Source organism: Kitasatospora sp. NPDC127111 (assembly GCF_042677465.1).
GTDB lineage: Bacteria > Actinomycetota > Actinomycetes > Streptomycetales > Streptomycetaceae > Kitasatospora.
On sequence record NZ_JBHXTG010000094.1, the window covers coordinates 12,426 to 30,243 of the forward strand.

16 protein-coding genes are annotated in these 17,818 nt (G+C 71.7%); 9 read left to right on the plus strand and 7 right to left on the minus strand.

The features are described from left to right. Window positions 1-2 precede the first annotated feature (2 nt). The 3 genes from cobO (at window position 3) to cpt (ending at window position 2,674) form a co-directional block, all read left to right on the plus strand. Complete coding sequence (gene cobO, locus ACFVHB_RS35790) at window positions 3-608, plus strand: cob(I)yrinic acid a,c-diamide adenosyltransferase (RefSeq protein ID WP_380330749.1); 606 nt, start codon at window positions 3-5, stop codon at window positions 606-608. A gap of 36 nt (window positions 609-644) precedes the next feature. Next, window positions 645-2,018 (plus strand): cobyrinate a,c-diamide synthase, encoded by a 1,374-nt coding sequence (locus ACFVHB_RS35795; RefSeq protein WP_380330752.1) that lies wholly within the window; start codon window positions 645-647, stop codon window positions 2,016-2,018. A 101-nt stretch (window positions 2,019-2,119) separates the two neighbouring features. Next, window positions 2,120-2,674, plus strand: a complete 555-nt coding sequence (cpt, locus tag ACFVHB_RS35800) for a chloramphenicol phosphotransferase CPT (RefSeq protein ID WP_380330755.1) — start codon at window positions 2,120-2,122, stop codon at window positions 2,672-2,674. Window positions 2,675-2,726: 52 nt separating this feature from the next. On the opposite strand, the gene ACFVHB_RS35805 is transcribed toward cpt, so the two are convergent. Further along, window positions 2,727-3,311 (minus strand): TetR/AcrR family transcriptional regulator, encoded by a 585-nt coding sequence (locus ACFVHB_RS35805; protein ID WP_380330758.1) that lies wholly within the window; start codon window positions 3,309-3,311, stop codon window positions 2,727-2,729. 123 nt (window positions 3,312-3,434) lie between these two features. Here ACFVHB_RS35805 and ACFVHB_RS35810 point away from each other — a divergent pair, with 123 nt between their 5' ends. From ACFVHB_RS35810 to ACFVHB_RS35825, 4 genes are all read left to right on the plus strand, one after another. Then, window positions 3,435-4,646: an FAD-dependent monooxygenase gene (locus tag ACFVHB_RS35810; RefSeq protein ID WP_380330760.1), complete on the plus strand. Its 1,212-nt coding sequence runs from the start codon at window positions 3,435-3,437 to the stop codon at window positions 4,644-4,646. Between the two features lie 229 nt (window positions 4,647-4,875). After that, entirely contained in the window at window positions 4,876-6,447 is a 1,572-nt protein-coding gene (gene dacB, locus ACFVHB_RS35815; RefSeq protein WP_380330763.1) for a D-alanyl-D-alanine carboxypeptidase/D-alanyl-D-alanine-endopeptidase, read from the plus strand. Between the two features lie 157 nt (window positions 6,448-6,604). Then, window positions 6,605-7,411, plus strand: a complete 807-nt coding sequence (locus ACFVHB_RS35820) for a serine hydrolase (RefSeq protein ID WP_380330766.1) — start codon at window positions 6,605-6,607, stop codon at window positions 7,409-7,411. A 21-nt stretch (window positions 7,412-7,432) separates the two neighbouring features. Further along, on the plus strand, window positions 7,433-8,392 hold the full coding sequence (locus ACFVHB_RS35825; protein WP_380330769.1) for a hypothetical protein: 960 nt from the start codon (window positions 7,433-7,435) through the stop codon (window positions 8,390-8,392). Between the two features lie 65 nt (window positions 8,393-8,457). On the opposite strand, the gene ACFVHB_RS35830 is transcribed toward ACFVHB_RS35825, so the two are convergent. After that, window positions 8,458-9,219 (minus strand): TetR/AcrR family transcriptional regulator, encoded by a 762-nt coding sequence (locus ACFVHB_RS35830; RefSeq protein WP_380330772.1) that lies wholly within the window; start codon window positions 9,217-9,219, stop codon window positions 8,458-8,460. A 100-nt stretch (window positions 9,220-9,319) separates the two neighbouring features. Here ACFVHB_RS35830 and ACFVHB_RS35835 point away from each other — a divergent pair, with 100 nt between their 5' ends. Then, window positions 9,320-10,423 carry an alpha/beta fold hydrolase gene (locus tag ACFVHB_RS35835; protein WP_380330775.1) on the plus strand — a complete coding sequence of 368 codons (1,104 nt, stop codon included), beginning with the start codon at window positions 9,320-9,322 and terminating at the stop codon, window positions 10,421-10,423. 78 nt (window positions 10,424-10,501) lie between these two features. On the opposite strand, the gene ACFVHB_RS35840 is transcribed toward ACFVHB_RS35835, so the two are convergent. The 3 genes from ACFVHB_RS35840 to ACFVHB_RS35850 form a co-directional block, all read right to left on the minus strand. Next, on the minus strand, window positions 10,502-11,197 hold the full coding sequence (locus ACFVHB_RS35840) for a hypothetical protein (RefSeq protein ID WP_380330778.1): 696 nt from the start codon (window positions 11,195-11,197) through the stop codon (window positions 10,502-10,504). Between the two features lie 115 nt (window positions 11,198-11,312). Next, window positions 11,313-12,317 carry a hypothetical protein gene (locus ACFVHB_RS35845; RefSeq protein ID WP_380330781.1) on the minus strand — a complete coding sequence of 335 codons (1,005 nt, stop codon included), beginning with the start codon at window positions 12,315-12,317 and terminating at the stop codon, window positions 11,313-11,315. 113 nt (window positions 12,318-12,430) lie between these two features. Continuing rightward, a complete protein-coding gene (locus ACFVHB_RS35850; RefSeq protein ID WP_380330783.1) occupies window positions 12,431-13,027 on the minus strand; it encodes a DUF4291 domain-containing protein in 597 nt (198 codons plus the stop codon). Window positions 13,028-13,645: 618 nt separating this feature from the next. Between ACFVHB_RS35850 and ACFVHB_RS35855 the strand changes: the two genes are divergently transcribed. After that, window positions 13,646-15,202 (plus strand): hypothetical protein, encoded by a 1,557-nt coding sequence (locus tag ACFVHB_RS35855; RefSeq protein ID WP_380330786.1) that lies wholly within the window; start codon window positions 13,646-13,648, stop codon window positions 15,200-15,202. 657 nt (window positions 15,203-15,859) lie between these two features. Here the strand turns inward: ACFVHB_RS35855 and ACFVHB_RS35860 are convergent. After that, entirely contained in the window at window positions 15,860-16,306 is a 447-nt protein-coding gene (locus ACFVHB_RS35860; RefSeq protein WP_380330789.1) for a hypothetical protein, read from the minus strand. 15 nt (window positions 16,307-16,321) lie between these two features. Beyond that, the coding region (locus ACFVHB_RS35865) for an ADP-ribosyltransferase (RefSeq protein WP_380330792.1) at window positions 16,322-17,818 on the minus strand (1,497 nt) is incomplete at its 5' end.

Consider the following 17,818-nt stretch of genomic DNA (forward strand, 5'->3'; position numbering starts at 1 on the left):
GCATGCCCAAGGGTGTCCCCGAGAGCGTTCCCGACGACGGTCTGACGACCCGCCAGCGCCGCACGCTGCCGATCACCGCCGTGCACACCGGCCCCGGCAAGGGCAAGTCCACCGCCGCCTTCGGCATGGCGCTGCGGGCCTGGAACCAGGGCTGGCCGATCGGGGTGTTCCAGTTCGTGAAGTCCGCCAAGTGGAAGGTCGGCGAGGAGAACGCGCTGCGCGTGCTCGGCGCCTCCGGCGAGGGCGGCACGGTGGACTGGCACAAGATGGGCTCCGGCTGGTCCTGGATCCAGCGCTCCACCGAGATGGAGCTGGACAGCGAGGCGGCGGCCAAGGAGGGCTGGGAGCAGGTCAAGCGCGACCTCGCCGCCGAGACCTACCGCTTCTACGTCCTCGACGAGTTCACCTACCCGATGCACTGGGGCTGGGTCGACCCCGAGGAGGTGGTGGCCGTGCTGAAGGACCGCCCGGGCAGCCAGCACGTCGTCATCACCGGCCGGTACGCGCCCGAGGCGCTGACCGGTTTCGCCGACCTGGTCACCGAGATGACCAAGGTGAAGCACCCCATGGACGCCGGCCGCAAGGGCCAGCGCGGTATCGAGTGGTAGCCCGTCGAGAGTGGTAGGCCGTTGAACCCCGCACCCGTGAACATCCCCCGTCTCGTCGTCGCCGCGCCGTCCTCCGGCTCCGGCAAGACCACCGTCGCCACCGGCCTGATCGCCGCGCTCGCCGCGCGCGGGATGGCGGTCTCGCCGCACAAGGTCGGCCCGGACTACATCGACCCGGGCTACCACGCGCTGGCCGCCGGCCGGCCGGGCCGCAACCTGGACGCGTTCATGTGCGGGCCGGAGCGGATCGCGCCGCTCTTCCTGCACGGCGCGGCCGGGGCGGACGTGGCGGTGGTCGAGGGCGTGATGGGGCTGTTCGACGGCGCGTCGGGGCGGGGCGAGCTGGCGTCCACCGCCCACGTCGCCAAGCTGCTGCGGGCGCCCGTGGTGCTGGTGGTGGACGCCTCCTCGCAGTCCCGCTCGGTGGCCGCGCTGGTGCACGGCTTCGCCTCCTGGGACCCGGAGGTCCGGCTCGCCGGGGTGATCCTCAACCGGGTCGCCTCCGACCGGCACGAGCAGCTGCTGCGCGAGGCGCTGGAGGAGGGCTCCGGGGTGCCCGTGCTGGGCGCGGTGCGCCGCTCGGCGGCGGTCGCCACGCCGTCCCGCCACCTCGGTCTGATCCCGGCCGTGGAGCGATCGGCGGAGGCGCTGCGGGCGGTCGCCGACATGGGCGAGCTGGTCGCCTCCTCGGTGGACCTGGACGCGGTGCTGGCGCTGGCCCGGACCGCTCCCCCGCTGCACGGCGCCGCGTGGGACGCCGCCGCCGAGGTCGCCCCGGTGGCGGGCGCGCCGCGGATCGCGGTGGCCGGCGGGGCCGCGTTCTCCTTCTCGTACGCCGAGAACGCCGAGCTGCTCGCCGCGGCCGGCGCCGAGGTGGTGCCGTTCGACCCGCTGCACGCCGCCGGACTCCCGGACGGCACCGCGGGGTTGGTGATCGGCGGCGGCTTCCCCGAGCTGTACGTCAAGGAGTTGAGCTCGAACACGGCGCTGCGCGGGGCGATCTCCGCCTTCGCCGCCGCGGGCGGGCCGATCGCCGCCGAGTGCGCCGGACTCCTGTACCTCGGGCGGGAGTTGGACGGCCTGCCGATGTGCGGCGTGCTGGACACCGGGGCCCGGATGACCGAGCGGCTGACCCTCGGCTACCGGGAGGCCGTCGCCCTGCACGACTCGCCGCTCGCCGCTGCCGGCACCCGGCTGCGCGGGCACGAGTTCCACCGCACGGTCTGCGAGCCGGCGGCGGGCGAGCGGCCGGCGTGGGGCTGGCAGCTGCCGGCCGGTCCGCGCACCGAGGGCTTCGCGGGCGGGCCCGCCGCCAACGTGCACGCCTCGTACCTGCACCTGCACTGGGCGGGCTCGCCGCAGCTGGCCGCCTCGTTCGCGGCGGCGGCCGCGGCGTACCGCGCGGGCTGAGGCCTCGGGCTGAGGGCGGCCGCCTGGTACGGCCATCGGGAAGGCGGCCACCGGGGCGGGCCATCGGGGCCGGCCTCGGAGACGGGCCCTAGAGTGGCGGCATGACCGGTGCTCAGGTGATCGTCCTCAACGGGGGCTCCAGCTCGGGGAAGTCGAGCATCGCCCGCCGCCTGCAGGAGTTGCTGCCGGACCCGTGGCTCGCCCTCGGGGCGGACACCCTGGTCGACGCCCTGCCCGCCGCGCTGCGCGAGGGCGGTGCGGGCATCGGCGGGGTGGACGACGGCGACGGCACGGTGACCGTCGGGCCGGCGTTCGCCGCGCTGGACGACGCCTGGACGCTCGGCGTGGCGGCCATGGCCCGGGCCGGCGCCCGGATCATCGTCGACGAGGTCTTCCTCGGCACCGCCGCCTCGCAGCAGCGGTGGAGCTCCGCGCTCGACGGCCTGGACGTGCTCTGGGTCGGCGTCCGGTGCGCCCCCGAGGTGGCGGCCGCCCGGGAGCGGGCCCGGGGTGACCGGGTCACCGGGATGGCCGCCGCGCAGGCCGAGGCCGTCCACCGGGGCGTGCGCTACGACCTGGAGGTGGACACCGCCCGCGCCGGCGCGGCCGCCTGCGCCCGGCTCATCGCGGCGCGCGTGACGGGCGCCGTCGGGTAGTTCCCGAACCGCCCGGGCCCAGCCGTCCGCACGCCCCGCGGTCCCGCGGCCGCTACGCCTCCGGGCCGAGCAGTGCGTCGAGGTAGCGTGTCAGGTCCTCGCGCAGCTCGGCCGGGCCCGGTGCGTGGCGGTGCCCACTGCCGACCGTGGCGTTGAACAGCACCCCGTCGCACCACCGGATCAGCCGGCGGGCGTCGGCCGCGGGCTCGACCGAGCCGCACCGGGTGAGCAGGACGACCGCGTAGTCGAGGAAGCGCGCGCCCAACCGGTCGTACACGGCGCGCAGTTCGGGTCGCCGGGCGGCCTCCAGGGCGAGTTCCAGGCGGGCCAGGGTGAGCACGCGTCCGGCCGTGAGGGCCTGGTGCAGCGCGTCCGCCACGAGCTGCACGATCAGGTCGCGCGGCGGGCCCGGCGGCGGGGCGTCCCCGGGGGAGGGGTGGCCCGCGGACTCCAGCTCGACGATCCGGGTCAGCACGAGTTCGAGAAGGGCGGCCCTGGTCCGGGCGAGGTTGGAGGTCGAGCCGGCGGGCAGGCCGGCCGCCTCGTCGACCGCGCGGTGGGTCAGCCCGCGCAGGCCGCGTTCGGCGATCAGGGTGATGGCGGCGTCGGCGATCAGGGTCGGGCGCGGGGGTGTCATGGGTCCGATCATGGCCGTTCCGCCCACCCATCCCCAACTCACTACATGTGTAGTACCGTGGGGCCTTGGTAACTACAGCTGTAGTTCGTTCGGGATCCGAGAGCCGCGACGCGAGGAGCACCCATGGACACGCACCAGGCCATCGTCATCGGCGGCGGCATCGGCGGACTCACCGCCGCCCTCGCCCTCCACCGGCAGGGCGTCCCGGTGACCGTCCACGAACGCGCCGCCTCCCTCGAACCCGTCGGCGCCGGCCTCGCCCTCGCCCCCAACGCCCTGCGCGCCCTCGACCGCCTCGGCGTCGGCGACCGGCTGCGCGCCCTCGCCACCCCGCACCCCGCCGTCGGCGTCCGCCACCCCTCCGGCCGCTGGCTCGCCCGGACGGACACCGCCGCCTTCGAGACCCACTTCGGCGACACCATCGCCGCCGTCGCCCGCGCCGAGGTCATCGACGCCCTCGTCGACGCCCTCCCGGCCGGCACCGTCCGCACCGGCTCACCCGCCGAACTCGTCGACCCCGGCGCCGCCGGCGATCCCACCTCTCCCGCCGCTCCCGCCGCTCCCGCCGTCGTCCGCACCGCCGACGGCGAACAGGCCGCCGGACTCGTCGTCGCCGCCGACGGCATCCGCTCCGCCAGCCGCGGCCTGCTCTTCCCCCACCACCCCGGCCCGCGCTACAGCGGCTTCACCACCTGGCGCACCATCGTCCCGACCCCCGGGCGGTACCCCGCCGCCGCCGGCGAGGTCTGGGGCCGCGGCCGCCTCGCCGGCATCGTCCCGCTCGCCGGCGACCGGGTCTACGTGTACGGCGCCGCCCTCGCCCCGGCCGGGGCCCGCGCCGCCGACGGCGACGAGAAGGCCGAACTGCTGCGCCGCTACGGCACCTGGTGCGCGCCCGTCCCCGAACTCCTCGCCGCCGCCGACCCGGCCCGCGTCCTGCGGCACGACGTCTGGGAGCTCGCCGATCCGCTCCCCGCGTACCACCGCGGCCGGGTCGCCCTGCTCGGCGACGCCGCCCACGCGATGTGCCCGTTCCAGGGCCAGGGCGCCTGCCAGGCGATCGAGGACGCGGTGGTCCTCGCCGCCGGCGTCGGCCCCGGCGCCGACCCGGCCGCCGGCCTCCCCGGCTACACCGCCGCCCGCCTGCCCCGCACCACCAGCATCGTCACCGGCTCCCGCCGCGTCGGCGCCCTGGTCGCCCGCCGCTCCCCCGTCGCCGCCCTCCTGCGCGACACCGCCCTCGCCGTCGCCGGCCTCCTCCCGGACCGCGTCCTGCTGAGCCGGGCGGACGCCACCTACAACTGGCACCCGCCGACGCCGCGCCACACGGCCTGACGCCGGGCCACCGTGCGCCGTCCCCGCCGCCGTCGGCAGGCCGTTGCGCCGTCGGGCAGGCCGTTGCGCCGTCTGCGGTGCCGTGCGGGTGAACGGCGCGGGCCCGCGCGTCGGCGGGCAGCGGCGGCGCGGTACCCCTCCTGGGCTGAGTAGCCGTCAGGGCGGCCGGTGTGCGCCCGGAAGAGGTGGGTCCATGAGAGCGAGAGCGCTTGCGCGAGGTTGGCGGGCCGTGGCCGCCGTCGTCACCGCGACGGCGGCCACCGTCATGACCGTCGGAACGGCCGGGGTGGCGGGGGCGGCACCGAGGCAGGCGGACGGGCTGAGCCCGGACATCCTGGCGATCATGGGCAAGCCGGCCTACGAGCACGCGCAGTGGGGCCTGCTGGAGATCGACGACACGACCGGCGAGGTCATCCACTCCCAGTACCCGAACCAGTTCTTCATCCCCGGTTCGACCGCCAAGATCGTCAGCGTCTCGGGCACCTGGCACGCCCTCGGCGGCGACCACCGCTTCACCACCCCCGTGCAGGCCGTCGGCGGCCGGAGCGGGTCGGTCCTGGACGGCTCGCTGGTCCTGGTCGCCCAGGGCGACCTCACCATGGGCGGCCGGACCAAGCCGGACGGCTCCGTCGACTTCACCCCGATCGACCACACCTACGCCGACGACGTGCCCGGCGCCACCCTCACCCCCGAGGACCCGCTCGCCGGACTGGACGAGATCGCCCGGCAGGTGCGCGCCGCCGGCCTCACCGAGGTGCACGGGGACGTCGCGATCGACTCCCGGCTCTTCACCTCGTTCCCCGGCCTCGACCCCAGCCCGACCCCGCTGATCATCAACGACAACCTCATCGACCTGCTGACCACGGCCACCACCCCCGGCCAGCCCGCCGAGCTCAGCTGGCGGCCGCAGGTCGCGCCGTACCAGGTGGAGTCGACCGTGCAGACGGTCGCGGCCGGCGGCACGACGGACATCACGGTCACCGCCTCCCCCGACGGCACCCACATCACCCTGTCCGGCACCATCGCCGCCGACGCCCAGCCCACGCTCCGCGTCTCCCCCGTCCAGGACCCGGACGCCTTCGGCCGCACCGCGCTGATCGAGGCGCTCGCCCGGGCCGGCGTCACCGTCACCGCCCCGCCCACCGGCCCGAACCCGTCCGGCCTCGTCCCGGCCTCCTACGACGGCACCGAGCGCGTCGCCGCCTACGTCTCCCCCGTCTACGCCCAGTACGCCCGGCTGATCCTGAAGGTCAGCCACAACCTGGGGGCCAACCTCGGGATCTGCCTGATGGCCGTCGCGGCCGGCAGCCACCAGTGCGAGGACGGCTTCGCCGGCATCAGGGACTTCCTCACCCAGGCCGGCATCGACCCGACCAAGGTGCAGCTGCTCGACGGCCGCGGCGGCAACCCGGTCGACCGGGTCACCCCGGACGTGGAGAACGAGATCCTGCACTACTGGCAGGGCACCCCCGAGGCCGCCCGCTTCCGCGAGGCACTGCCGATCCTCGGCGTGGACGGCTCGCTGGCGTCCGCCTGCGCGGGCTGCCCCACCTGCCCGGGCAAGGGCAAGGTGTGGGCCAAGCCCGGCTCGGTCATCGGCCTCGACGCGGTCAACCAGCGGCTCGCCGTCGGCGCCGAGACCCTCGGCGGCTACCTCGACGCCGGCCACGGCCGCCTGCACACCTTCTACCTCGCCGTGAACGGCGCCTCCACCCCGGACATCATCACCTTCTTCGACGTCCTCAACGACCTGAACCGCATCGCCGGCCTCCTCCAGGAGCAGGCGGAAGCACGGCCCTGACCCCACGGCACCCCCCGGGCCCCGACCGCTCAGCGGCCGGGGCCCTCGCCCGTCCCGCACCCGGGCGATCCGGCCCGGGTGACCCCGAGTGAGAGCCCGACAGCCGGGTAGACGACTCTCAGCCGAGTCACCTGTTGCGGAAGGAAGGGACGGCCTGATGGTCGATTCCGATGCAGTGCGCGCCGCCATCACTGCGCAGATCAAGGACTTCGCGGAAGGCGGAAGCGCGGCAGGGGACCGAAGCGTCCTGGTCAAGACCCTCGGCGATCCGCAGCTCATCGTCGCGCACCGGGCGGACCAGGTGCTGCCTGCGGCGAGCCTGGCGAAGATGATCCTGGGGGTGGCCCTCTTCGAGGCGGGGCGCCGTGGCGAGGTCGATCTGGACGCGCGAGTCCGGATCGACAGCCTGCCCGGCACGATGTACCCGAGTGTCCTGCAGGCGCTCGATCCCGAAACATCCCTCACCGTCCGGGAGTTGTGCGGGTTCGCGCTGGTGACCAGCGACAACCCCGCAGCCGAGTACGTGCGGACGGTTCTGGGGCAGGACCGGATCGAAGCGGCGATCAAGGATCTTCGGCTGGGCTCGACGGCCTTCCCCGCCGGCTTCTCCGAGCAGGAGCTCGGCCCGCTCGGACGGGCGAACACCACGAACGCGGAGGACATGCTGCGCCTGATCGAGCACATCGACCGGAGTCCGCACCTGGAGCCGCTCCGCCGCTACCTGGTCAACTACCTTCGCAACGACCGGATTCCGTCCCGCCTGGATGACGACGTCCCGGTTCGGCACAAGACCGGCAGCCTGCGGGGCGTGGTCAACGACGCCGGCATCGTCCTCCTTCCGGGCGTCCCCATCGCCATGGTCTTCCTGACGGACCGTCAGTCCGATAACGTGCGTACGGCGCAGGAGATCGGGGAGGTCTCCGAGCGGATTGTCCGGATCATCGCGGAAGCGGCGGCGCGCTGACGCCGCCTGCCGGGGGTGCGCGTGGCTGCATCGCGGGAACGACAACTGCGCAAGATTCTGGTGCTGGTCAACATCCTCGCGTTGACCGTCGGTTTGGCATGTGTGGTGACCGCCTCCCTGCTGACGCACCAGCAGGTACTCGCAACCGTCCTGAGCCTCATCGGCGGCGCCTTCGTGTCGGCCGCGGTGGTGACCCTGGCGATCGGGTCACTGACGGTGCGCGAAGCCACCGAGCAGGTGGACAGCGCGGTACTCCGTGGCATGCAGGACGTCCTCGGGCCGGTTCGCGACCCGCTGTTCGCCGGAGCACTGTCCGCGTACCGCTACGACTGCCTGCTCACCCCACCGCCACCGGGAGACGCCCACCCCGACTACCTGTACCAGTGCTTCCGCATCTCCTACCGGATCGAGAATCTCCCCAAGACGGTGAGCATCGTGTGCCTGTCCTCCAACGATGACGCCTGCCTGGACCGCTTCACCGGACCGGAGTTCCTGCTGCGCTGGATGATCGACGACAACCTGGATTCGGACGATCCCGGAATCTTCGCGATCGGGGCGGTCCGGGTGGACAACAGGGACTTGGAGCGCAAGCCGCCGACCCACGAGCCCGTCACCGGAGGAACGGCCAGGATCGACCACTTCTCGGTGCCGCACGACGCCCAGGTCACGGCGGGCCACCTCGTCGAGTTGAGCATCACGGCGCGGAAGTACGTCGGCAACGACCGGCGGGTGCGCATTCAGGCGCAGGTGTTCCGGCACGTCACGGACGCCGAGTACCGGCTCACCATCGATCCGGCGATCAGGCCGACCCGCCTGGCCGTCAACGCGTCGGAGATCAGCGCGCTCGGCGCCGCCCACGGTGCCAGCGTCCGGGCCACCTTCCCCGCGCCGTTCGGCAATCTGGCGGGCCTCGTCCAGCTTCCCTTCCCCCTCCAGCCGGGGAGCGTCATGGCCTTCACCATCGATCGCGACGTGCCCTGAGGAACCGAGGCACAGGCCGCACGACCGGGACGACAGTGGTCGTGCGGCCTCGGGCCGGGCGGCGGTCAGTTCCGCTCGGTGAGGAGGGCGACGCCGTCGAGGATGCGGGTGAGGCCGAAGTCGAGGGGGTCTTCGGGGTGGGGGGTGAAGGCGCCGGCGGCGAGGGCGGCGGCCAGGGCGGGGTAGCGGTGGCCGTGGCGTTCGAGGACGTCGGCGGCGAGGCGGTTCCACTCCTGGTCGGCCTCGTCGTCGCGGTCGACGAGCTGTTGGGCGAGGTTGCGGATGTGGCCGATGACGAGGATGACGGTGTCGTGCTGCTGGACGGCGGACAGTCCGGCCGGGGCGAGGGCGGCCAGCGCGGCGTCGAGCCAGGCGAGCTGGTTGGGGCCCATCAGCTGGCGGCGCATGGTGGTGGCGGTGAGGATCCACGGGTGGCGCTGGTAGAGCGCCCAGCACTGGCGGGCCCACTCGGTGAGCCCGGCGCGCCAGCCGTCCGCGCGGGCGACGGCCTCGGTGGGGACGCCGAGGGCGGAGTCCACCATCAGGTCGGCCAGTTCGGCCTTGCCGGGGAAGTACCGGTACAGCGCCATGGTGGTGACGCCGAGTTCGGCGGCGACGCGCTGCATGGAGACCGCGTCCAGGCCCTCCGCGTCGGCGAGACCGATGGCGCCGGTCACGATGCGCTCGGCGGTCAGTGACGGCTTCGGGCCGCGCCGGGGCTGGTCCTGCTCACCCCACAGCAGCGCCAGGCTCGCCTTGGGGTCGCGCTTCTTCTCCTTGCCCTTCTCCTTGCCGCCCTTCTCCGTGCTCGTCCTGCTCGCGGCCATGGCGGCCCTCCTCTGTCGTCCGGCGCGTTGACGGTCACTCCGAAACTGTGTATAACATAAACGCAATTGCGTAACCGATACACAGTTCTGGGGAGCAACCGTGATCAGCGCCGTTCTCATCGCCTCCGCCGCCACCCTCGCCGCGCCCGCCGCCGGCGTCCTGGGCCACCGCCGCCTCAAGCGGGCCGCCGGTGCCCGGATCCTCCGGATCGACACGCCGAACGGCATCGACGAGCAGGGTTTCGTCCGGATCGGCGGCATCGAGCAGTGGATCTCGATCCGCGGCGAGGACCGCGACAACCCGGTGATGCTGGAGATCCACGGCGGCCCCGGCTCGTCCAACTCCATCTACGGGCCGCGCACCCGCGCCTGGGAGAAGCACTTCACGATCGTCCGCTGGGACATGCGCGGCACCGGCAAGACCCTCGGCCGCTCCGGCGCCGACGGCCAGGGCGAGCTGAGCTTCGCCCGGATGTACGAGGACGCCGTCGAGGTCACCGAGCACGTGCGCGCCAGGATGGGCGTCGCGCAGGTCGTCCTGGTCGCCAACTCCTTCGGCAGCACCTTCGGCCTGCGGCTGGCCCGGCAGTACCCGGACCGCTACTCCGCCTACGTCGGCACCGACCAGAACATCCACGACGGCGGCCTCGACGACTCCGCCCGCCGCGCGCTACTGGCCCGGCTCCGGGCGGCCGGCAAGCGCAAGGAGCTCGCCGCCGTCGAGGAGATGGGCGCCGACCCGCGCACCTGGACCGCCGAGCAGCACGCTGCCTACGCCAAGATCGTCGCCACCACCGACCCGCTGACCTTCCGCACCATGAAGTCCGTCGTCATGAAGTCGCTCTGGTTCTCACCGCTGCACTCGCTGGGCGAGTTGGGCATCCTCGGCAAGGGCATGAAGCTCTCCGAGCGGATCCTGCCCGCGACGGCCGGGTTCGACGACTGGGCCGACGGCACCGACTTCGAGCTGCCGTTCTTCGTCTTCCAGGGCGACCGGGACGTCCTCACCCCGACCGACCGCGCCCGGCGGTACTTCGACGACGTGCACGCCCCGGTCAAGGAGTTCGCCCTCATCGAGGACGCCAGCCACTTCGCGTCCTTCCTGCACCCCGACCGGTTCCTCGACCTGATGCTGACCAAGGTCCGGCCCGTGGTCACCGGCCGGCGCCGGGACGGTGGTCGGCGCCGGGACGGTGGTCGGTGACGCGTCGTGGACGAGGTGCGTGCGTACCCGCGGAGGCCGGCGAGCCGGGCAGCGCCCGCCCGAGAACGACTGCCGCGGTCAGCCGGTGACCTTCCACTCGTGGGCGTACACCATGTGCAGCTGGCCCGGGACGCCCTTCGGTGACCGGCCGGGCCGGCCGGGGGCGTCGTGGTTCAGCGTGACGCAGTAGTGCGCACGGTTCGGCCGGCGGGCCAGCTCGGCCGCCGCCTCGGTGTCCAACGAGCGGACCAGCGTTCCCGACCAGCGGAACGCCTCCGCACTGCCGGTGAGGAACAACGTCCGTGCGGCGCCCGCGAAGCGCAGACCGTCGCGCCACTCGGCGAAGTGGTGGCTCGTGAAGTCGAGCTCGCCCTCCGGCGGGAAGTCGCTCGCCGGGACGTCCACGGTGTGCGCCACCCCGCCGCCGCCCAGCCGGGCCCGGACCTCCTTCCACCGGGACGGCGGGAAGCCCAGGCTGTGGTGGAGCAGCACGAGGTCCATCCGGACCGCCCCTTCCTCCTCCAGGCCCTCCGGAGCGGTGCCGGTGCGCAGCGGCAGGTGCACCAGCGAACGCGGGGAGCGCGCGGCGAGCGCCCAGGCGGCCGCCAGGTCACGCGCGCCCGCGCGGTCCGCGTACAGCCGCAGCTCCCAACCTCCGCTGTCGCCGTCACCGTCACCGTACAGCACGGCCCGGCCCTCGCCCGGCACCGCGCTCACCACCCGGTACTCGGCCCGCCCGGCCCGCACCCGGTGCACCGTCGTCCTCAACTTCACCGCGCGGCCCGCATCTTCCTGCCCGTCGCTCTCATGCCCACTCCCCCGTCCACCCCCTGCTCCTACCCGTGCGGGAGCTCCGGCCCGATTCCCCTAGGAGTCCCGCCGCGTCCGGCTACATCAGGTCGCTGACGGCCGGGTGGTCTGCGTCGAGGGGGCAGGTGAAGATCCGCATGGTCTCCCGTCCCCCGACCACCACGTCGGTCGGCTCCTGCCGTCGGCGCCGCTCACCCGGACCGCCGTCGAGCGAGCCGACAGGCGCCCAGCTCTCCGTGCCCCCGTCCCATTCGTCGCTGGCGATCGCGGCCACGAAGCGCATCGGGCTGCCGCACGCGTCGCACCGCACCGGTCCGTCGTAGCCCTGGTAGTTCCAGGGTTCATGGCCACCGAGCTTCCAGCCCGGGGCCGTCGAGAGGTCCCAGGAGTAGCGCGGGTCGTAGTCGTCGGGGTCTTCGGGGTGACCGAAGGCCGCCATCTCCCATTCCGTGACCCGGGTTTCGAAGTCCTCGCCCAGGGCACCGGGATGCGGGTACTCGATCACCGGCTCGGGGCGCAGCAGGCACGGGGTGGGCAGGTAGCCGGGCTCGCCGATGGCCACCGGCTCGGGCGGCGTCAGGAAGCGGTCCCCCGTCTCACCGCCGCGACGGTAGCGGACCTGCACCCACGGGCCGGCGATGCCGTTGTAGGGGACCGCCGGATCGTCGTAGGCGTGCTGGAACGGACACCACAGGATCTGGAGGACGTCCATGCCCTCCGGGAAGCCGTCGTACCAGGGCACGTCATGCGCATGCACCTGCAGCACGGGCAGCAAGGGCCACGACGCGTCCGCGGGGATCTCCTCCCAGGTGATCTCACCGTGGTGGGCGAACCTTTCCGACCGTTCACCGCGCACGTTCGCGGGGCGGTGGGGCGGGCCGTGCCTCAGGTGCCGGCCGCCCGGGCAGGTCGGCCACGCCTCGTCCTCCGGCCAGGCCAACGGCCCTCCCGCGGAGCTGTCGCGCGGGCCCGGATCCGCGGGTGCGGGGTGCAGCCGGACCGCTGTCCGGGCGTGGGCGGCGAGTTCGGGGAAGACCGCCGTGACGTCCAACGGCCGGGGCGGGGAGACGGCGTCGTCCGTCATTCCGAGCTTTCCTTGATCACACCCGGCATCGTACGGAGAAACGTTCCTCCGCGACACCGCGGCACCGCGAGACCGCGACACCGCGACACCGCGACACCGCGCTGCCTGCCGCGTCAGGAACACAGGTGGGCAAGGAGAGCGCCCTCGATCGGATAGGGGGTCTCCTGCGGGAGGAGCCGCTCGGCCGCCGTGAGGTCTCCGTCCCGCATCAGGGCGTGGAGCTCCCGCACCTGCGGCGTCACGTCGGTGATCCCGCGTATCCACTCGTCGGCGTACCGGCGCGCGGCTTCGCCGGAGAGGCCGAGCTGCAGCGACCGGTGCGGCAGCGGCCGCAGGCTCAGGTCGCGTTCGGGATCCCACTGGATCCGGGCCGGGGCCTGCCGCAACTGACGCTTCCACGAGGCGCGGTCGGTGTGCAGGACCGGCTCGTAGTGGGACAGGCAGGAGTGCCGCAGCGCCCACTCGAAGCCCTCCCGGGCGATCTCGACCGCGAGGACCGTCTCCTGCCCTTCCTTGGTGGCCCATCCGCAGCGGTACATCATCCACAGGAACGACGGCTTGATCCACGTCATCCGGTCCCGCTTCCAGGCCGACGGGAAGCGGCCGTCCCGCGCGGCGGGCACGCCGATCTCCGGCGGATACGCCTGGTAGACGGTGATCGTGGCCGCCGTGTGCACCGCGCGGATCCCGTGCTTCGGTTCTTCCTTCACGGCACGAGGATGGAGCCGGCTGCGGCGAATGACCAACCGATTTGTGACCGACGGCCCGCCGTTCCACGGGCTCGCCCACACCGGAGGTCGGCAGCACCGACTTCCGGTGCGGGCTTCCGGTGTGCTCCGGGGCTCACGGGGCGTGCTCAGCGGAATCGGGGATCGTCTTCGAGCTCAGACTCCGGGGGCGGCGGGAGGATGCCGGTTTCCATGAAGTACGCAGATTGTCTGACCGACAGAGCGCTGGGCAGGAAAGCCACTTGACCACCGAATTTGCGAACGTACAAGGCGCGTGACATGGGCCGGATCTTGGGATCACCGGTGTCCAGGTACTCCTGGGTTTCGAACCAGACGTGCCACGCCCAGCTGAACTACCGGGTCCATTCCTCGCGCAACACGATCGTCCGCGGCGTTGTGGAGGGGAAGTTGCACGAATAGGCCCGGACCGCCTCGATTGCTTCCTGCTTCGTCATCGGTGGCACCTGACGCACCAAGTCGCCGTCACGCAACGTTATCCCCCAGCCCTCAGAGCAGTGAGGCTACAGCACAGCAGTCGCTCCGCTTCCCGCAGATGCGTAAACTCCTTCGCGTCATACAGGCCTGGGAATTGGGGGGTTGGTGAGCGAAGCGGAACGTCAGCTGCCGCCGCTGCGGGCTGGGCGGCAGCCAGCTGGTATCGCATTGCTGAACCTGCTGGATGACCCGAAGGCTCCCCGGCTTTGTGTTGTGTCCGGATCGCAGGGCGTTGGCAAAACCCACCTGCTGACCTGGTTGGTGGCTGCCTGCAGCATTCCCGGCTGTCCAGCTGGTCGGCGGCCGGACGCAGCGCTCTCGCTGGCGGGGATGACAGCGGACGCAGCGGTTTGGCTCCTGGCCGCCCGGCTGGGGGTGTACGCACGTACGGTCTCGGATCTCGTCTTGGCGCTTCGGGATGGCGGCCCCCGCCCAAGGTTGCTACTCCTGTGGGATCTCAACCGCTCGGCCGCACCTGAGGCCATTGCGGCGCGGGTACTGGGCCCGCTACTGGACGTGCCGGGGCTTCGGGTAGTGGCCGAGGCTGCGCACGGCGTGTGGGACAGCGTCCCGGGCGCCGCCACTCTTGTTCTGGACGAGCCCAGATGGACCGACCGTGCACGGTTCTCGGCCTGGTACGGGAAGCAGCGCGGGGCATCACCGTTCGACGCTGGGGACGTCTACCCCAGCCCGGGCCTCGCCCGGCTCGCTGCGGCGGTTCCGGCCGAGGTTGCCGGGCAGTCGACCGAGAGCGTCCATGCCGCATGGTGGGCTGCTGCGGGAGAGCGGGCGCGGTTGGCACTCGCCGCACTTGCCGGTGCAGTGCTGCCACTGACCTCGGCGCAGTGGTCGGCCATCGCAGGTGCCGACGCAGTCGAAGATGCGGCCCGGCTTCTTCCTGCTGATTCCACTGCGGGCGGAACGTGGTGGCTGCCAGAGGGGCCGCTGCGGGACACGGTCATGGCTGGTACCGCCCCCGTCGAGCTGACCGAAGTGGCGCGGGCCCTGGCCGGAACCGTTCCCCGTGGTCCCAACCGCGCTCCTGACTACACGCGCGCCGATCCGGCAGGGCTGGGCATCGTCCTGCGCCAGGCCGTCCACGCGGGCATGGCCGACGAGGTACTGAACGACATCGAGTTGCTCGTGCACACCGACCCGGTCGCCGTCACCACCGCGCTCACCGCTCACTCGGACACCCAGGCGGCCAAGGCGTGGAGCCTTGCGGGCCCGGCGCTGATCAACGAGCCCGATCCCGCAGCCCGGGCCCTCATCCTTCGGCGAATTCTGCTCAGCACGCCGCCGGCTTCAGAGAATGGGAACAACGCCCGGATCACCGCCGAGGCGGCCCTGACCAGGTTGGCGTCCGGCGAGGGGAACCCGTCCGAACTGCTGACAGCGCTGTTGGACGGCGAACTGCTGGTGTGCCCTGACGCCGAGACCGGTGCGCTGCTGGTGACGACAGGGGCCAACGGCAGGGACGGCGTGGACGCATGCACCTCGCAGAGCCATGTTCCGAGGCACTGGGCCGGCTCCGTCCGGCTGACGGGTCGTGACCTGGCCGCCAGGCTGGAAGGGCTGGACGTGCGCCTCAACCCGGCGAGCCTGACATCCCTCATCTTTCCCCTCCACGACCTCCGGCGGTTCGCGGAGAGCGCGGGCTGAGTAGTCCCCGACTCGCATGGTGGCCCCGTAGATCCCAGGGGCCACCCCGCGTGGAACTCAGCGACCGCGGCGGCGAGGCGTCTCGGGTCCCGCAGGCGGCTCCCACCCCTCGCGCGCCTTCTCCCGCAGGTCGGCGACGCTCTCCGCCCTGGCCCGCGAACCAGGCACCACCTGCCCCGACCATCCGCCTTCGGTGTCGGCGGACAGCTCGGCCAGGGCCTGCGACGCCAAGAGCCCACGGGCCTTGGCGTCGCGCAGCTTTACGTACCAGTACCTACTTCCGTTCATCGCGATGGCACCAGCAGCGAGCCGCCCACCCAGTCCGCGGCGTCATCGGCGTCACAGGCCCACAGATGACCGAGAATCCCGTCGCTCGCATTGGCGACCACTACGCACTCGACAGAATTCTCCGTTCAGAAGGTGTAGTCAACTGGCCCGCCCTCCACCAGTCGCATTTGTATGTCTTCCGCAAGAAGGAGGATTCCCCGATTCTCAGCCGTCTACCGGTTCCCGTGAGCGGGGGAAATATCCCCATACACTTGCCATTTATCGCCTGCGCCGAAGGTGACTCCTATACATGGCGGATCGCACATTTGGCGCTACATCCGATCGAGCGAGCCAGTACAGCCACCAGGAGTGGGGCGGTGCTCCCGGGGCTCACCGCCGGCCGTTCCGCGGCTGCTCCTCCTCCGCCGCAGGTGGGTTCCAGCCCTGGAGAGCAAGCTCCTGCAGCTTCTCCAGACTGTCGGCCTTGGTTCGTGATCCAGGAACGATCTTGCCAACTCGTCCGGCCATGGGCTCAGCAGAAAGCTCGGCCAACGCCTGCGACGGAAGCAGCCCCCGAGACTTCGCGTCACGGAGCTTCATGTACCAATACCCACCAACGTTGGATGCCGCGCTGCCGGCCGCACGACGCACCTTCCAGCCAGCAGCGTCATCCGCGTCACATCCCCAGAGATACCCGAGGACCGTGCCATCGTCATTGGCCACGGCAACGTACTCAACCGGCCTCTCGGTTCGGAATGTGTAATCGACTGGCCCGCCATCCACCAGCCGCATCTGCATGTCCTCGCTGAGACGCGGGCTGTCCCATCCGCCACTCATCAAATATTCCCTTCCCTAAGGCAGAATCTCACCATACACGTGGATTTTTCCACGCGCATCCTCCACAACCCGATCCGCTCGCCATCTAACACCCCGCCCAAGCAGGATCTCTTGTTCGCCAGCTTGAAAGTAACCCACTTTTTCGACCCATATTCCCGGAGTGCCGGCGGGTACTTTCAAATGCAACAGCGCCTGCTTGTCAAACGGTGACTGACCCAGCGACGCCGAGGAATAGGCATCCTCAGTGAAAGTTTTCCCAACAATCTGCTCCGGCTCCATCTTAAGATGCCACAGATCGGTCGCCCGCTCCACCATCAAAGTTTCCGGAATGGGGCGCCCTGCCATCGCGGCGTCAACTTCCGCAATGCTTTGTAGAACCTCCGGCGTCCCCCCTCCCTGCCCGCGAAGGTAACCGTTCATCTCGACGTACGTGGGAACATCAACGAGGTTCGGAGAAGCCGTGTACCCCCTGAGCGCCTCCTTCTGGGACACCGGAAGGTTCTCGCAGTATTCGTTCCAATAGTCCCCCCCATATCTGGCAGCGTCCGCGTTCCGCTCGAAAGTCTTCGCACCTTGCGAAACCTCAGCCTCCGCAACCTTCATCTGCTCTTCGGGCGTCAGGCGGCCAAAGTCCTCGGGGGACATGGGGTGCACGCCATCAGAAGGAACAGCAAAGTCCTCAGCCTTTACCGGTGCCGCAGAGGTTGCATCCGCCGCAGCCTCGGGGCCTGGCACGGAAGCCTCGTTGATCTTCGGGTGGGCCTCACTGCCCTCCAAAGGCCCGTCGGCCGGGCCTTCAGCCAGCTTTGCCGACGGGTGTGCGCTGGCAGGTTCCACCGATGCCGGTGCGGGTTCAGGATGCGGCGCGGGTTCAGGATGCGGCGCAGGCTGAGCCGGGTGAGGGACCTGCTGCGACGGGACGGACTTGGGCCCCCCGGCTGCCACGTCGGCCGTGCCCTCGGCGGGGGTCTTGATGGTCCAGCCTTCCGGCAGGGCAGCCGGCTTCATGGGTGAGGGCAGCACCGGCTTGACCGCAGCGGCCTTCTCCGCCGCTTCCTGCAGGGCTTTCTCGGCCGCCTCCTTGGAAGCCTTGTCCGCTGCCTCCTTCGCCGCCTTCGCCGCGGCTTCCTTCGCCGCCTTCTCCGCCGCCTCCTTGGCCGCCTTTTCGGCGGCTTCCTGGGCGGCCTTCTTGGCGGCGTTTTCGGCGGCTTCCTGGGCGGCCTTCTTGGCGGCGTTTTCGGCGACGGCGACGGCTTCGCGTTCGGCGACGGTGGCGGCGGTGCCGCCGCCTCCGGTGCCGGCGCCGATCAGGAAGTTGCCGACGAGCTTGCCGCCCGCCTCGGAGGGGTCGTTGCCCCAGCCGCTGCCGACCAGGCCCTTGAGCAGATCCACCGGGTGGTCACCGGCCTGGATCAGTCCGGCGGTGGTCGTCGACAGGCCTTCGAGGTACTGGGCGGGGTGGGTGAGGTTGTACGGGTCGTAGGGATTGAGCGAGCGGCCGAGCTTGAGCAG